This window comes from Aeromonas sp. R5-1, assembly GCF_040908265.1.
In the GTDB taxonomy this organism is placed as follows: Bacteria; Pseudomonadota; Gammaproteobacteria; order Enterobacterales; family Aeromonadaceae; genus Aeromonas; species Aeromonas caviae.
In genome coordinates this window covers 86,028-100,884 of the sequence record NZ_JBFODJ010000051.1, presented here as the reverse complement: position 1 = coordinate 100,884, position 14,857 = coordinate 86,028, and the positions used below count along the sequence as shown (strand labels likewise).

The following is a 14,857-nucleotide window of genomic DNA, read 5'->3' as shown; positions in this document are numbered from 1 at the left end:
CATTTCTCCTCGTTACACGTCCAGTTGTTTCAGGACGTTGATCATTTCGAGCGCGCTCAGTGCAGCCTCTGCACCCTTGTTACCCGCCTTGGTACCGGCGCGTTCGATGGCTTGTTCAATGTTTTCGGTGGTCAGCACGCCGAAGGCAACGGGAATGTCGTATTCCATCATTACCTGGGCCAGACCCTTGCCGTTCTCGCTCGCTACCAGTTCGAAGTGGTAGGTACCGCCGCGGATGACGGTGCCGAGTGCGACGATGGCGTCGTATTGACCGCTCTTGGCCAGCTTCTTGGCCGCCAGGGGAATTTCGACGGCCCCCGGTACGCGCACCAGGGTCAGATTGCTCTCCTGGACCTGACCTTGACGCTTCAGCACGTCCAGCGCGCCGTTCACCAGGCTGTCATTGATGAAGCTGTTGAAACGGGCAACGACAATAGCAACACGCGCCTCGGGAGCGGCGATATTTCCTTCGATAATCTTCATTGGAAATCCTGTCTCTGTGCAATCAATTAGGGGCCGGGCTCAAAAGTGCACGCATTCTAGCACAACAGAGCCGCGACAAAAAACCATGGCCGCAACGGGCGGCCATGGTGATGAATTCAACCGTACGCAGCGCTTACTCGCCGACGTACTCCACCACTTCCAGACCAAAGCCACCGAGGGCATGGTACTTCTTGGGAGAGCTCAACAGGCGCATCTTGCCGACCCCCAGCGCCTTGAGGATCTGGGAACCGACGCCGACCCGGCGCGAGGTGCCCTGCCACTTGGCCCCTTCCGGTGCCAGCCCCTTGTCGGCGGCTTCAAAACCCTTGACCCGGGCCAGCAGCTCGGCGCCATGGGCTTCCGCCCCCAGGATCACCAGCACCCCGCCCTCGTCGGCGATGCGGGCCATGGATTTGGGCAGCGGCCAGCTGCGGGCGCTGTGGCGGTCGGTGAGCAGCAGATCGCTCAGCACGTCGTGCAGGTGCACCCGTACCAGGGTCGGCTGGTCGGCCTTCACGTCCCCTTTCTTCAGGGCGAAGTGCACCTGGTTGTCGATGGTGTCGCGGAAGGTGACGAGGTCGAACTCGCCGTATTCGGTGGGCAACTTGCACTCGGCCACCTTCTCTACCGTGGTCTCGTGCTGGTTGCGGTATTCGATAAGGTCGGCAATGGTGCCGAGCTTGATGCCGTGCTGCTCGGCGAAGATCTCGAGATCCGGGCGCCGGGCCATGGTGCCGTCTTCGTTGAGGATCTCGACGATGACGGAGGCAGGCTCGAAGCCGGCCAACCGGGCCAGATCGCAGCCCGCTTCGGTGTGGCCGGCGCGGGTCAGCACACCGCCATCCTGCGCCATCAGCGGGAAGATGTGGCCGGGCTGCACCAGATCGGCGGCCTTGGCATGGGGCGCCACCGCAGCCTGCACGGTGACGGCGCGGTCGGCGGCGGAGATGCCGGTGGTCACCCCTTCCGCCGCCTCGATGGAGACGGTGAAGGCGGTGGAGAACTGGGCATTGTTGCGATCGACCATCAGCGGCAGCGCCAGCTGCTTGCAGCGATCCCGGGTCAGGGTCAGGCAGATGAGGCCCCGACCGTAGCGCGCCATGAAGTTGATGTCTTCCGGGCGGACACAGGAGGCGGCCATGATCAGGTCCCCTTCGTTCTCCCTGTCTTCGTCATCCATCAGGATCACCATCTTGCCAGCCTTGATATCGGCAATGATTTCCTGGGTCGTGCTCAGCGCCATGGGCTACTCCATCAACATGCTTGGGGATTGAGCCAGTCGGCTCGACTTGATACTGCGTATTGTGCTCTAGATGGGGGCACGCGGCCCCGTTTCAATCCGCGCGGGATCACAGAACCGCGTTTTCCCGTCAAAACGGCTCACAAGAATCCGGACTGGGCCAGCTTCTCCAGGGTCAGGGTAGAGGCACTGCTCTCCTCGCGCTTGCCCGTCATCAGCCGCTCCAGATAGCGGGCTATCTGGTCCACCTCGAGATTGACCCGGTAGCCGGGTTTCCAGCGGGCGATGGTGGTCTCCTGGGCGGTGTGGGGCACTATGGTCAGCCGGAACAGATCCCCCTGCACGGCGTTGACGGTGAGGCTGATGCCATCCACTGCAATGGAGCCCTTCTCGGCGATGTAGCGGGAGAGCTCCCCCGGCGCCTTGATCCAGTATTCGATGGCGCGGCCGCTGGACGATTTGCTCTTCACCTCGCCGATGCCGTCCACGTGGCCGGAGACCAGGTGGCCGCCGAGGCGGGAAGTGGGCATCAACGCCTTTTCGAGGTTGACCGGATCCCCCACCTTGGCGGCAGAAAAACCGGTGCGGGAGAGGGTCTCCAGGGAGACATCGGCGGTATAGCTGTGATCCCCGAGCGCCACCACGGTGAGGCAGACGCCGTTGGTGGCGATGGAGTCGCCTAGCTTGACGTCACTGAAGTCCAGGGTCGGCGCGTGCACGGTGAGGGCCATGTCCTCCCCCTGGCGACGCAGCTCGGCCAGGGTTCCCACCGCTTCGATAATTCCGGTAAACATGCAGATCACCTTGCTGATGACGGGGGCGACGGATGCCCCCGTGAACATTGAAAAATCAGGCTATTTTCGCAGTGATGCGAATATCCTGGCCAAGCATGCGCACATCCTTGAGGTTGAGTTTGGGGGCCTGGAACAGCCGGGTCAGCCCCGGCAGATGGAACAGGCCGCGCCCCTCATCCCCCATCAGTTTGGGCGCCTGATAGAGCACCAGCTCGTCCACCAGCCCCTTCTCCAGCAGGGCGCCGCACAGCCGCGGCCCCGCCTCCACCAGTACCGAGTTGACATTCTGTTTGGCCAGCAGCATGAAGAGGCTGACCAGATCCAGCTTGCCATCCAGCAGCGGCACTTCCAGCTGCTGCACCCAGGCGGGCCACTCACCGGATGCCTTGTGGCGGGCCAGCAGTACCGGGCTCTCGCTCTGGAACAGGGGCAGATCCGGGGTGAGCCGGTTTTGCGAATCCACGATGACCCGCAGCGGCTGGCGCAGGGTCTCTTTGGGATAGACCGCCTTGACCGAGGGGGGCAGCTCGTCCCAGCGCACGGTGAGGGAGGCGCCATCCGCCAGCACGGTTTCGGCGCTGGAGAGCACCGCATCGTGACGGGCCCGCAGCCGCTGCACGTCCCGGCGCGCCTCCGGAGAGGTGATCCACTGGCTCTCGCCACTCGCCATGGCGGTGCGACCATCCAGGCTCGCCCCCAGCTTGACCGTCACCAGCGGAAACGCGGTGCGCATCCGCTTGAAGAAACCAGGATTGAGGGCCTCGGCTTCTGCGGCCAGCAGGCCGAAATCGGTCTTGATCCCCGCCTCGGAGAGCATCCGCAGGCCACGCCCGCCCACCTGGGGATTGGGATCCACCATGGCGGCGACCACCCGGGTCACCCCGGCCTTGATGAGCGCTTCGGCGCAGGGGGGCGTGCGACCATGATGGGAGCAGGGCTCCAGGGTCACATAGGCGGTGGCACCGCGGGCCTCTTCCCCTGCCGCGTGCAGAGCATAGACCTCGGCATGGGGCTCACCGGCCCGCTTGTGCCAGCCCTCCCCCACCACCACGCCGGCCTTCACCAGCACGGCACCGACGCAGGGGTTGGGGGCCGTGGTGTAACGGCCGCGCCGGGCCAGTTCGAGGGCCCGGCTCATCCATTGGTAATCGTCTTGACTAAACATCCGGGCTCCTGTGTCCAGCAACCTGTCCCCGGTGGCACGGCCATCCGATGGGACAAGAAAATAGGGTGTACGCGCTTGCCGCACGCCTTCTCGGGCAGATCGGCCATGGCATCTGACGCCATGGCGACGGGCACACACATCGCAGGATGCGGCCGCACGCCCTCATACTTTTTCACCAGTGCAACGATGCGCTGTCTAGATGTCTCACTGGTGTAACAACTGGCGCTGCCGCAACGGCAGCCCCTCTCTGATTCACATAGGGAGCCGCAGGCCGGCGTTACTTCTCCAGCTTGGCGATCTCTTCCCCGAATTCGCGAATGTCTTCAAAGCTGCGGTAGACGGAGGCAAAGCGGATGTAGGCCACCTTGTCCAGGCTCTTGAGCTCATCCATCACCAGATTGCCCACCAATTGGGAGGCGACTTCACGCTCACCGGTGGCCCGCAGGCGGGACTTGATGTGGTTGACCGCCTTCTCGATGGCCTCCATGCTCACCGGCCGCTTCTCCAGCGCCCGCAGAATGCCGGCCCGCAGTTTGTCTTCGTTGAAGGGCTCTCGGGAGCCGTTGGACTTGATGACGCGGGGCATGACCAGTTCGGCCATTTCGAAGGTGGTAAAACGCTCGTGACAGAGCAGGCATTCGCGACGGCGGCGCACCTGATGGCCCTCGGCCACCAGACGGGAATCGATCACCTTGGTATCAACGGCACTACAGAAAGGGCAATGCATCTGACCTCCGGCGTGGATGAAAATGGGCGCGGGCCCCGGGGGCTGGCGCTAGGCCGGCCAGTGTAACACGGCCATCCAGAGCCGGTAAAAGCCCATGAAAACAAGGGACAACCTGCCAGGCCTTCGGGCAGGACTCAGTCGTCATAGGGCAACGCCTCGGGGTCGCAATCCTGGTAATCGGGGGCAGGATCCGCCGCGAACCGGCGAGCAGCCACATGGCTGTGACCCAGCATCAGCGCCTTGCCCACCCGGTGCATGCCATCCATCACCCGACCGGCGCTGTCGAGCAGGATGGGATAGGCGAGATCCGCCGCCATCATGAGCTGGCAATGCGCCACCACGCTGCGCACCGTGGGCGTGGCGTCGCCATGGCCGTACCAGTGGTCGCGGTCAAGCTCGGCAATCTCGCCGAGTGCCACCGCCTGCACCGGCAGGTTGCGGCTCAGCCGGATCAAGCGGCGCACATCCCAGGCCAGCAGCCCCTGTTCGCTGGCGCGAAAGTGGTACTGGGCGCGAACCGTCTGCCGCAGTGACGCCTCCAGCACGTCCTCTTCCATGTCATCGCACATGATCACCTCTGTCTCATATTGCCAGACGCTGCAAAAAACAATGCCACCCGAGGGTGGCATTGGTCTTCAACCTGAAGGTCAGGCTGATTATGCGTAGACCGGGAAGCGGCGGCAGATATCCAGCACCTTCTCGCGCACAGTCGCCAGCACTTCTTCGTTGTCGTGGCTGTCCAGCACGTCGCAGATCCAGTTGGCCAACTGGATGGACTCGGCTTCCTTGAAGCCGCGGCGGGTAATGGCCGGGGTGCCGATACGCACGCCGGAGGTCACGAACGGGGAACGCGGGTCGTTCGGTACGGAGTTCTTGTTGACGGTGATGTTGGCCTTGCCGAGGGCTGCGTCGGCATCTTTGCCGGTCAGCTCGCGACCGATCAGGTCAACCAGCATCAGATGGTTGTCGGTACCGCCGGAGACGATCTTGTAGCCGCGCTCGATAAAGGTCGCCGCCATGGCCTTGGCGTTCTTCACGACCTGGGCCTGGTAGGTCTTGAACTCGGGCTCCAGCGCTTCCTTGAAGGCCACGGCCTTGCCGGCGATGACGTGCATCAGCGGGCCACCCTGACCACCCGGGAAGACGGCGGAGTTCAGCTTCTTGTACAGATCTTCGTCGTCGGCGGCGGAGAGGATCAGACCACCGCGCGGACCGGCCAGGGTCTTGTGGGTGGTGGAGGTGACCACGTGAGCGTGGGGCACCGGGTTCGGGTAGACGCCGGCGGCAATCAGACCGGCTACGTGGGCCATGTCCACGAACAGGTAAGCACCGATCTTGTCGGCGATCTCGCGCATGCGGGCCCAGTCGACGATGCCGGAGTAGGCGGAGAAGCCGCCGATCATCATCTTCGGCTTGTGCTCAACGGCCAGGCGCTCCATCTCGTCGTAGTCGATCTTGCCGGACTCGTCGATGCCGTAGGGGATGATGTTGTACAGCTTGCCGGAGAAGTTGACGGGGGAGCCGTGGGTCAAGTGACCGCCGTGGGCCAGGTTCATGCCGAGCACGGTGTCGCCCGGTTGCAGCAGGGCCATGTAGACGGCGCTGTTGGCCTGGGAGCCGGAGTGCGGCTGCACGTTGGCGTAGGTGGCACCGAACAGCTCTTTGGCGCGCTCGATGGCCAGGGTTTCAACCACATCCACATACTCGCAACCGCCGTAGTAACGCTTGGCCGGGTAGCCTTCGGCGTACTTGTTGGTCAACTGGGAGCCCTGGGCTTCCATGACGCGGGGGCTGGTGTAGTTCTCGGACGCAATCAGCTCGATGTGCTCTTCCTGACGACGGGTCTCGTCTGTGATGGCCTGCCACAGCTCTGGATCATAGCCGGCGATGGTCATGTCACGTTTCAACATCCGTTTATCTCCTGAAAATCGTTTGCGCGATAGGTGAAGTGGGCCCGCGCATTGTAACGTGAGCTGGATCAAAGAGACAGTCCAACCACCCAAAAAATTGTTTATAAAATGTAAAATACGTCGCAAATTTCGAATCCCGCCCCCTGGCTTCGCTCATCCCCCCGACCTCCCCACACCCGCAATCCGGCTCCAGCGATCGTCCCCGCTTCCCGGGCAAGGCGATAGAAACCAGAGCCAGATCATGGATATAGCATTTACTAACAGATAACATCTTTAGGCCATGGGACATCTGCACGAGCGGGTGTCGCTCCCTGCCATCCCGGAACACAAGGGGAAACGCCATGATGGATCATCTGATGCTGTTCGTGATTGTCGCGGTCTTCGCTCTCTTCTACTGGGTCTACTACACCGCCAGCCGCAAGGGTGCCTGCACCGCCAACTGGGAGACACTTCCCACCCGGGAGCAGTACCTGGCGGCCCATCCCGGCGCCGCCGACGGGGATCTCATCTTCTGCATCCATTGCGGTCACCATCAGCAGCGGGAGGTCGGCCTGGTGCACCAGATGGATTACCGCCGCCAGCACATCTGCCCCCGTTGCAAGCAGGTGCTCTATCGCGTCGAGGAGTAGGTCGGCCTCCTCGTCGCCCACGGTGATCCCGCGAATGCGACACCTCTCCTGGCGCTATCCGGCCAAAAGGCCCCATGAGTTTCCTTTATTTTTAAAGTCGTTAGAATCGGGGGCCATCAAGGCTCCCGATTGTCATCCACGGAGGAAAAATGCAGGAATTCATGGCGACCAGCGAACGCCGGGCCGAGCTTTATTGGTGGTTTTCCACCCTGTTTGCTGCCGAACTCAGTGATGCACAGATCGCTGAATACGACACCTATGACGTGCGCAGCTTCTTGAAGAGCCTCTCTACTCTCGACCCCATGCGCGAAGCCGTGGCCGAGCTCAACGACGCCATCGCCCGCCTGCTGGTGCGCCCCGAGCGCCAGACGGCGCTGGCCGCCGACTTCGCCGGCCTGTTCCTGAGCGCTCCCGGGCAGGGTGCCCTGCCCTACGAATCCCTCTACCGGGGCGAAGGCAAGCAGCTGATGCAGGCCCCCATGACCGAGATGCAGGCACGCCTCGATCGCCTCGGCATCAATGTCAGCGACAAGTACAATGAGCCTGCCGATCATCTGGCCATCGAGCTGGATCTGATGGGCAGCCTCATCATCCGCGCCGCCGAGTCGACCACCGCCGACCAGCGCGAGGCGTGGCTTGGCGAGCAGGAGTCCCTGCTGCACGGTCACCTGCTGGGCTGGTTCGAGCGCTTCGAGCAGGCCTGCCGGGCCGCCGACACGTTTGGCTTCTACGGTGCCAGTGCCCGCCTGCTGGGAGTCTTCCTCAAGATGGACGCCAACTACCTCTCCTTGGTCAAACCGGCACCGTCCGCCGACTGAGCCCGGCATGAAGACAGCCCTGCTTCTTATCGCATGCTGGCTGCTGGCCCTGATCCCGCTGGATCAGGGTCTCACTCCCCTCGTGACGCTGCTGTTCAACCCGGACCGCGCGCTCTACGGCACCGCCCAGCTCACCGGCTTTGCCGGCATCCTGCTGACCCTCTACCTCGCCAATCTCGGGGTGGAAGTGGTGCTGCGTCGCCGCTTCCAGATAGCGGGCATGCTGGCCCTGCTCGCCGCCTGGATAGATTTCATCAACAGCAGCGGCACCGAGAGCCACTGGCTGGTGCTCTACGCCATGGCGTTGCCGTTTCATCTGGTGGGCTGGCTGGTATTTGTTCGCGGGATCCAGGCGTTTGGCCGCCAGAAAGGCTGACATCTCGTTGATTTCACACCCTTCTCACACTTTCTTTCTCTCCTGACACTTCCTGCCATACTGACACAGTCGTCCTAATGACAAAGCAATCAATTCAGGAGCCTCCATGGAAAAAGTGCTGCCCGAATCGGTTCCGACACGGCATTTGTCAGGCCCGCTCTCTCCCTACGAGTTGCAACAGCTGTTCGCCCAGGCGCCCGTCGGGATTGGGGTCTTCGATCACGAATTAAGGTGTCGCGACGTCAACGGACGCTTTGCCGAACTGACCGGCCTCGCGCGGGCAGAGCACCCGGGCAAGACGCTATACGACATTGTCCCTGCCCAGACTCCCCAGCTGCTCCCGCTGTTTCAGCAACTGCGACAAGGTCCCCCCCGATGCACATTTGAGGTGGAAATGGTCGGTCTCTCCCGCGCGGCCTCCCCCGCACGCTGGCAAGTGAGCGTCAGCTCCGTGCTGGATGAGGAGGGCACCTTCAGCGGCATCTTCCTCGTGATGAGGGAGTCCGTACAGACAAGCACCCACCTCGACGCACCCGCGTCCCCCGGCCTGCAGGAGATGGCCCACCGCCATGCACTGCGTCTCTATCAGGCCGAAGCCCGCTTGCAGCACCTCTCCTATTACGATCCCCTCACCGATCTCGGCAATCGCCATCTGCTGCAAGAGCGCCTCACTCTGGAGATAGAGACGGCCAGGGTGAACCGCCACGTCCTGGCGCTGCTGTTCATCGATCTCGACGGCTTCAAACTCATCAACGACAACCTGGGGCACAGTGCCGGCGATCTGCTGCTCAAGCTGTCGGCAGACCGCATTCGCCACTGCCTGCGCCCCGGAGACATCGCCATCCGGCTGGGGGCAGACGAATTTCTGGTGTTGCTGCCCGCCATCAGAGACACCCAGGATCTGCTGGGTCTCATCGAGGGGTTGCAACGCAGGCTGCACGATCCCGCCGACATCGGCCAGGAGCGGGTGAGGCTCTCCGCCAGCATCGGCATCTCCCTCTATCCGGAGCATGGCCAGACCCCGGACAGCCTTATCAGCGCGGCGGACAACGCCATGCATGAAGCCAAGCGCCGTGGCCGCAACGGCTATCTGTTCCACTCCCCCGACATGACGGCACAGACCAGGGAGCGGATGCTGCTGGAGCAGGGATTGCTCAAGGCCATTGAGCAGCAAGAGTTTCGCCTGCTCTACCAACCCATGGCGGATCTGGCGGATGGTCATCTCAGCGGCCTGGAGGCCCTGATCCGATGGCAGCATCCCAGCCTTGGCATGATATCCCCGGACCGTTTCATTCCGGTGGCAGAGGAGTGCGGTCTCATCGAACCGCTGGGCGAATGGGTGATGCGCACCGCCTGCCGGCAAGGGCAGCAGTGGCTGGCCGAAGGGCTCGCCGTGCCCAGGCTCTCGGTCAATGTGTCGGTCAGGGAGATGCGCTCCCACGACTACGTGGAGCGGGTGACAGCCATTCTGGCCGAGACCGGTTTTCCTGCCGAGCGGCTGGAGATCGAGGTGACCGAGAGCATCATCCAGAGCGTGGATCACAGTCTGCGGCTCTTCACCCGTCTCAAGGCGCTGGGGGTACAGATCGCCATCGACGACTTCGGCACCGGTTTCTCCTCCCTGAGCCTGCTCAGGAGCCTGCCCATCGATCGCATCAAGATAGACAGGGCCTTCGTCCAGGCGTTGCCCGACGACAAGCACAGCCGCGAGCTGTGCCGTACCATAGTCCAGCTAGCCACCTCCCTCGGCATGGCCGTTACGGCGGAAGGGATAGAAACCCAGCCCCAGCGCCAGTTCCTGCAATCCCTGCGTTGCGAGGAGGGACAGGGCTACCTGTTCAGCCATCCCCTGCCAGAACCCCAGCTGCCTTCCCTGCTCCCCGTCCGCCATTGAGCCTTGGCCGCGCCACCACGAAAGCAAAGAAGGGAGCCCATGGCTCCCTTCTTTGCTCTCAACGTGTCCTCTCACCTGCTATCTTCGTCGCTATCCAAAAGTCTAATTGCCCTCGGGAACCAAAGGTATAAGTTGTTACTCAATCATTAAGAAAATGTATTCACAGGAGTGAGAGATGAGCGAGAGCAAGGTCTACCCGGTCAAGGCCCACATCGGCAACGGCGCCCTGCTGGACAAGGAAGGTTATGAAGCCATGTATCAGGCATCGGTGCAGGATCCGGACGCCTTCTGGGGGGAGCAGGGCAAGATCCTTGACTGGATGACCCCCTACACCCGCGTCAAGAACACCTCCTACGATCCGGGCCACGTCTCCATCAAGTGGTATGAGGATGGTCTGCTCAACGTCTCGGCCAACTGCCTGGATCGTCATCTGAGCGAGCGCGGCGACAAGGTCGCCATCATCTGGGAAGGGGACAACCCGGCCGAAGATCGCAAGATCACCTATCGCGAACTGCACGCCGAAGTGTGCAAGTTTGCCAACGTGCTCAAAGCCCAGGGGGTCAAGCGTGGCCACATGGTCTGCCTTTATATGCCCATGGTGCCGGAGGCGGCCATCGCCATGCTGGCCTGTACCCGCATCGGGGCCGTGCACAGCATCGTCTTCGGCGGCTTCTCGCCGGAGGCGCTCTCGGGCCGCATCATCGACTCCGGCGCCTCCGTCGTCATCACCGCCGACGAGGGGTTGCGAGGCGGTCGCCCCATCCCCCTCAAGAAGAACGTGGATGAGGCCCTTACCCACCCGGATACCAAGGTCAGCAAGGTGATCGTCCTCAAGCGCACCGGTGGCAACGTGGCCTGGCACGAGCACAGAGACATCTGGTGGCATGATGCGGTCAACGCCGCCAGCCCGGATTGTCCGCCCGAAGCCATGGGCGCCGAAGATCCCCTGTTCGTGCTCTACACCTCCGGCTCCACCGGCAAACCCAAGGGTGTGCTGCACACCACGGGCGGCTATCTGGTCTATGCCGCCCTCACCTTCAAATACGTGTTCGATTACCACGAAGAGGACATCTACTGGTGTACCGCCGACGTGGGCTGGGTCACCGGTCACTCCTATCTGGTCTACGGGCCGCTGGCCAACGGCGCCACCACCGTCATGTTCGAAGGGGTGCCCAATTACCCGGCCACCAACCGCATGAGTCAGGTGGTGGACAAACACCAGGTCACCATCCTCTATACCGCCCCCACCGCCATTCGCGCACTGATGGCCAAGGGCAAGGAGGCTGTCGAAGGCACTTCCCGCACCAGCCTGCGCATCATGGGGTCGGTGGGTGAACCCATCAACCCGGAAGCCTGGGAGTGGTACTACCGCACCATCGGCGACGAGCGCTGCCCCATCGTCGACACCTGGTGGCAGACCGAGACCGGCGGCATCCTCATCACTCCGCTGCCCGGCGTCACCGCGCTCAAGCCCGGCTCGGCCACCCGTCCCTTCTTCGGAGTACAGCCTGCTCTGGTGGACAACCTGGGTGAGCCGCTGGAGGGCGCCACCGAGGGCAACCTGGTGATCACCGACTCCTGGCCCGGCCAGATGCGTACCGTGTTCGGCGATCACGAGCGCTTCGAGCAGACCTACTTCTCCACCTTCCCGGGTCGCTACTTCACCGGCGACGGTGCCCGTCGCGACGAGGACGGCTACTACTGGATCACCGGCCGGGTGGATGATGTACTCAACGTCTCCGGCCACCGCATGGGCACCGCCGAAATCGAGTCCGCTCTGGTGGCCCATCCGAAAATCGCCGAAGCGGCGGTGGTGGGCGTTCCCCACGAGATCAAGGGACAGGGCATCTACGCCTATGTCACCCTGATCGCCGGGGAAGAGCCGAGCCGCGAGCTGCACAAGGAAGTGAAGGAGTGGGTGCGCAAGGAGATTGGCGCCATCGCGACCCCGGACGTGATCCACTGGGCCGAGGGGCTGCCCAAGACCCGTTCCGGCAAGATCATGCGGCGTATCTTGCGCAAGATCGCCACCGGCGAAACCGACAGCCTGGGGGATATCTCCACCCTGGCGGATCCGGGGGTCGTGGACAAGCTGATCCGCGAGAAGTCGGAAGCGGCGTGAGTCTCTTCCCCACGTCAACAGAGCCGGCCACGTGCCGGCTTTGTTGTCTTCGGGATCCGGACAGAGCAGAGTTCGGTGGCAGGCAGGGCTTGCGGGCAAACCAGGCCGATAAATAGCCAGATGTAGAGATTAGACCAGTAAAATGCTGCTAATTTTCACGAAATCAATATAATTGCGAAATCTGTGTGTCAGGGCACACCGATTTGTGCAAAAATCGGCTAGATTTTTGGTAGTCCAAAGATAGCTGATAGATAGCAGCATAATCATCGAGGATGTACTCAATATGTCGCAACATCACCGAATCCTCCTGCTTAACGGCCCCAATCTGAATTTGCTGGGCAAGCGGGAACCGGGAATCTACGGCAGCAAGACGCTCGATGAGATCGTCGCCGATCTGACGCGCAGCGCCAGCGAACTCGGTGTCACCCTGGAACATCTGCAATCCAATGCCGAGCACGAGCTGATCGGCCGCATCCATCAGGCCATGGGCCAGGTGGATTTCATCATCATCAATCCCGCCGCCTTCACCCATACCAGCGTTGCCCTGCGCGATGCCCTGCTGGGTGTGGCCATCCCCTTTATCGAGGTTCACCTGTCAAACGTTCATGCCAGGGAGCCCTTCCGTCATCACTCCTATCTGTCTGATGTCGCCAAGGGGGTGATCTGCGGGTTGGGTGCCGATGGTTACCAATTCGCTTTAACCGCGGCCGTGCATCAGTTGCGCGCGGCTTGATAATCACTGATCAGATAAAGAAGAAAGAGAATGCTAATGGATATCCGCAAAATCAAGAAGCTGATTGAACTGGTTGAAGAGTCCGGCATCGCCGAGCTGGAAATCTCCGAAGGGGAAGAGTCCGTTCGCATCAGCCGTAATTTCTCCGGCCAGGTTAGCGTTGCCCCGCAGATGATCATGCCCCAGGCCGCAGCTCAGGTTGCCGCACCGGTTGCCGCTGCTCCGGCAGCAGCCGCTGCACCTGCTGCCGATGCCGCCCCGAGCGGTCATCTGATGCGCTCCCCCATGGTGGGCTCCTTCTACCGCTCCTCCAGCCCGGAAGCCAAGCCGTTCGTGGAAGTCGGTCAGCACGTCAATGTCGGCGACACCCTGTGCATCGTCGAAGCCATGAAAATGATGAACCAAATCGAGTCTGACAAGGCCGGCGTGATCAAAGCGATCCTGGTTGAAAATGGTCAGGCCGTCGAGTTTGACGAGCCGCTGTTCATCATCGAATAAGGGAAAATGCCACCCATGTTGGACAAAGTAGTCATCGCCAACCGCGGTGAAATTGCCCTGCGGATCCTGCGCGCCTGCAAAGAGCTCGGGATCAAGACAGTGGCCGTTCACTCCACTGCCGATCGGGAGCTCAAGCATGTGCTCCTGGCGGACGAAACCATCTGCATCGGCAAACCTGCCAGCGGTGAGTCCTACCTCAATGTGCCGGCCATCATCGCCGCCGCCGAGGTGACCGGTGCCGTCGCCATCCACCCGGGCTACGGCTTCCTCTCCGAGAATGCCGACTTCGCCGAAGTGGTCGAGAAATCCGGCTTCATCTTCATCGGCCCGCGCGCCGAGACCATTCGCCTGATGGGTGACAAGGTCTCCGCCATCGAGGCGATGAAGAAGGCGGGCGTGCCCTGCGTACCCGGCTCCGACGGCCCGGTGGACAACGATGCCAAGCGCAACGCCGCCATCGCCAAGCGGATCGGGTATCCGGTGATCATCAAGGCCGCCGGTGGCGGTGGTGGTCGCGGCATGCGCGTGGTGCGCAACGAGGCCGAACTGGCCTCCGCCATCGCGCTGACCAAATCCGAAGCGGGCCAGTTCTTCAAGAACGACATGGTCTACATGGAGAAGTACCTGGAGAACCCGCGCCACATCGAGATCCAGGTGCTGGCTGACGGTCAGGGTACCGCCCTCTATCTGGGTGAGCGGGACTGCTCCATGCAGCGCCGTCACCAGAAGGTCGTGGAAGAGGCGCCGGCCCCCGGCATCACCGAGGAGATGCGCAAGTTCATCGGTGAGCGCTGTGTGCGCGCCTGTCTCGAGATCGGCTACCGCGGTGCGGGTACCTTCGAGTTCCTGTACGAGAACGGCGAGTTCTATTTCATCGAGATGAACACCCGTATCCAGGTGGAACATCCGGTCACCGAGATGGTCACCGGCGTCGACCTCATCAAGGAGCAGCTGCGCATTGCCGCCGGTCAGCCCCTGTCGATCACCCAGCAGGACATCCGCATCCGTGGCCATGCCATCGAGTGCCGGATCAATGCCGAAGATCCGGCCACCTTCCTGCCCTCTCCCGGTCTCATCCAGCGCTTCCACGCGCCGGGCGGCCTGGGCGTGCGCTGGGAATCCCACATCTATGCGGGTTACAAGGTCCCCCCCTACTACGACTCCATGATCGGCAAGCTGATCTGCTACGGGGAGAACCGCGACGTGGCCATCGCCCGCATGCGCCACTCCCTCGACGAGCTGGTGGTGGAAGGGATCAAGACCAACATCGCCCTGCAAAAAGAGATCATGAAGGACGAAAACTTCCAGCACGGTGGCACTAACATCCACTACCTGCACAAGAAGTTGGGTCTGTAATGGCTTGAGGCCCGACCCATTGAGCAAGGTGGCCGCATGAGCAGCCACTACCTGCACAAGAAGTCGGGTCTGTAATAGCTTGAGGCCCGACCCATTGAGCACGGTGGCAGCA

At 62.2% G+C, this 14,857-nt stretch carries 15 protein-coding genes; 8 read left to right on the top strand and 7 right to left on the bottom strand.

The genetic code is table 11. From position 1 onward, the window contains the following. Positions 1-12: 12 nt before the first annotated feature. From ribE to glyA, 7 genes are all read right to left on the bottom strand, one after another. The gene (ribE, locus tag AB5Y64_RS07670) at positions 13-483 is read right to left on the bottom strand and encodes a 6,7-dimethyl-8-ribityllumazine synthase (RefSeq protein WP_010675391.1); all 471 of its coding nucleotides are present in this window, start codon (positions 481-483) and stop codon (positions 13-15) included. Positions 484-616: 133 nt separating this feature from the next. Further along, the gene (gene ribBA, locus AB5Y64_RS07665) at positions 617-1,726 is read right to left on the bottom strand and encodes a bifunctional 3,4-dihydroxy-2-butanone-4-phosphate synthase/GTP cyclohydrolase II (RefSeq protein WP_039040299.1); all 1,110 of its coding nucleotides are present in this window, start codon (positions 1,724-1,726) and stop codon (positions 617-619) included. Positions 1,727-1,863: 137 nt separating this feature from the next. Beyond that, positions 1,864-2,517, bottom strand: coding sequence for a riboflavin synthase (locus AB5Y64_RS07660; RefSeq protein ID WP_039040359.1), 654 nt, complete (start codon positions 2,515-2,517; stop codon positions 1,864-1,866). 55 nt (positions 2,518-2,572) lie between these two features. Then, positions 2,573-3,682: a bifunctional diaminohydroxyphosphoribosylaminopyrimidine deaminase/5-amino-6-(5-phosphoribosylamino)uracil reductase RibD gene (ribD, locus tag AB5Y64_RS07655; RefSeq protein ID WP_039040300.1), complete on the bottom strand. Its 1,110-nt coding sequence runs from the start codon at positions 3,680-3,682 to the stop codon at positions 2,573-2,575. Between the two features lie 277 nt (positions 3,683-3,959). Further along, on the bottom strand, positions 3,960-4,409 hold the full coding sequence (gene nrdR / locus AB5Y64_RS07650) for a transcriptional regulator NrdR (protein ID WP_010675395.1): 450 nt from the start codon (positions 4,407-4,409) through the stop codon (positions 3,960-3,962). A gap of 134 nt (positions 4,410-4,543) precedes the next feature. Continuing rightward, a complete protein-coding gene (locus tag AB5Y64_RS07645) occupies positions 4,544-4,978 on the bottom strand; it encodes a hypothetical protein (RefSeq protein ID WP_052224829.1) in 435 nt (144 codons plus the stop codon). A gap of 87 nt (positions 4,979-5,065) precedes the next feature. Continuing rightward, positions 5,066-6,319, bottom strand: coding sequence for a serine hydroxymethyltransferase (gene glyA, locus AB5Y64_RS07640; protein WP_010675397.1), 1,254 nt, complete (start codon positions 6,317-6,319; stop codon positions 5,066-5,068). A gap of 341 nt (positions 6,320-6,660) precedes the next feature. On the opposite strand from glyA, the gene AB5Y64_RS07635 reads away from it, so the two are divergent. The 8 genes from AB5Y64_RS07635 (at position 6,661) to accC (ending at position 14,745) form a co-directional block, all read left to right on the top strand. Further along, a complete protein-coding gene (locus tag AB5Y64_RS07635) occupies positions 6,661-6,948 on the top strand; it encodes a hypothetical protein (protein WP_010675399.1) in 288 nt (95 codons plus the stop codon). A 149-nt stretch (positions 6,949-7,097) separates the two neighbouring features. Next, a complete protein-coding gene (gene torD, locus AB5Y64_RS07630) occupies positions 7,098-7,766 on the top strand; it encodes a molecular chaperone TorD (protein WP_039040303.1) in 669 nt (222 codons plus the stop codon). 7 nt (positions 7,767-7,773) lie between these two features. Next, positions 7,774-8,142, top strand: coding sequence for a hypothetical protein (locus AB5Y64_RS07625; RefSeq protein WP_039040304.1), 369 nt, complete (start codon positions 7,774-7,776; stop codon positions 8,140-8,142). 106 nt (positions 8,143-8,248) lie between these two features. Then, positions 8,249-10,036, top strand: a complete 1,788-nt coding sequence (locus AB5Y64_RS07620; protein ID WP_039040305.1) for an EAL domain-containing protein — start codon at positions 8,249-8,251, stop codon at positions 10,034-10,036. Between the two features lie 175 nt (positions 10,037-10,211). Beyond that, a complete protein-coding gene (gene acs / locus AB5Y64_RS07615) occupies positions 10,212-12,158 on the top strand; it encodes an acetate--CoA ligase (protein WP_039040306.1) in 1,947 nt (648 codons plus the stop codon). A gap of 283 nt (positions 12,159-12,441) precedes the next feature. Next, entirely contained in the window at positions 12,442-12,891 is a 450-nt protein-coding gene (gene aroQ / locus AB5Y64_RS07610; RefSeq protein WP_039040307.1) for a type II 3-dehydroquinate dehydratase, read from the top strand. Between the two features lie 36 nt (positions 12,892-12,927). Next, positions 12,928-13,389 (top strand): acetyl-CoA carboxylase biotin carboxyl carrier protein, encoded by a 462-nt coding sequence (accB, locus tag AB5Y64_RS07605; protein WP_010675405.1) that lies wholly within the window; start codon positions 12,928-12,930, stop codon positions 13,387-13,389. A 15-nt stretch (positions 13,390-13,404) separates the two neighbouring features. Further along, positions 13,405-14,745 (top strand): acetyl-CoA carboxylase biotin carboxylase subunit, encoded by a 1,341-nt coding sequence (accC, locus tag AB5Y64_RS07600; protein WP_039040308.1) that lies wholly within the window; start codon positions 13,405-13,407, stop codon positions 14,743-14,745. Positions 14,746-14,857 lie beyond the last annotated feature (112 nt).

What these genes read in the sequence shown, in the direction of transcription:
- AB5Y64_RS07635 (WP_010675399.1), top strand. Translation starts at nt 6,661, where the DNA reads ATGATGGATCATCTGATGCTGTTCGTGATTGTCGCGGTCTTCGCTCTC.
- AB5Y64_RS07660 (WP_039040359.1), bottom strand. Translation starts at nt 2,517, where the DNA reads ATGTTTACCGGAATTATCGAAGCGGTGGGAACCCTGGCCGAGCTGCGT.
- aroQ (WP_039040307.1), top strand. Translation starts at nt 12,442, where the DNA reads ATGTCGCAACATCACCGAATCCTCCTGCTTAACGGCCCCAATCTGAAT.
- AB5Y64_RS07620 (WP_039040305.1), top strand. Translation starts at nt 8,249, where the DNA reads ATGGAAAAAGTGCTGCCCGAATCGGTTCCGACACGGCATTTGTCAGGC.
- nrdR (WP_010675395.1), bottom strand. Translation starts at nt 4,409, where the DNA reads ATGCATTGCCCTTTCTGTAGTGCCGTTGATACCAAGGTGATCGATTCC.
- ribBA (WP_039040299.1), bottom strand. Translation starts at nt 1,726, where the DNA reads ATGGCGCTGAGCACGACCCAGGAAATCATTGCCGATATCAAGGCTGGC.
- acs (WP_039040306.1), top strand. Translation starts at nt 10,212, where the DNA reads ATGAGCGAGAGCAAGGTCTACCCGGTCAAGGCCCACATCGGCAACGGC.
- AB5Y64_RS07625 (WP_039040304.1), top strand. Translation starts at nt 7,774, where the DNA reads ATGAAGACAGCCCTGCTTCTTATCGCATGCTGGCTGCTGGCCCTGATC.
- accC (WP_039040308.1), top strand. Translation starts at nt 13,405, where the DNA reads ATGTTGGACAAAGTAGTCATCGCCAACCGCGGTGAAATTGCCCTGCGG.
- ribE (WP_010675391.1), bottom strand. Translation starts at nt 483, where the DNA reads ATGAAGATTATCGAAGGAAATATCGCCGCTCCCGAGGCGCGTGTTGCT.
- glyA (WP_010675397.1), bottom strand. Translation starts at nt 6,319, where the DNA reads ATGTTGAAACGTGACATGACCATCGCCGGCTATGATCCAGAGCTGTGG.
- AB5Y64_RS07645 (WP_052224829.1), bottom strand. Translation starts at nt 4,978, where the DNA reads ATGTGCGATGACATGGAAGAGGACGTGCTGGAGGCGTCACTGCGGCAG.
- torD (WP_039040303.1), top strand. Translation starts at nt 7,098, where the DNA reads ATGCAGGAATTCATGGCGACCAGCGAACGCCGGGCCGAGCTTTATTGG.
- accB (WP_010675405.1), top strand. Translation starts at nt 12,928, where the DNA reads ATGGATATCCGCAAAATCAAGAAGCTGATTGAACTGGTTGAAGAGTCC.
- ribD (WP_039040300.1), bottom strand. Translation starts at nt 3,682, where the DNA reads ATGTTTAGTCAAGACGATTACCAATGGATGAGCCGGGCCCTCGAACTG.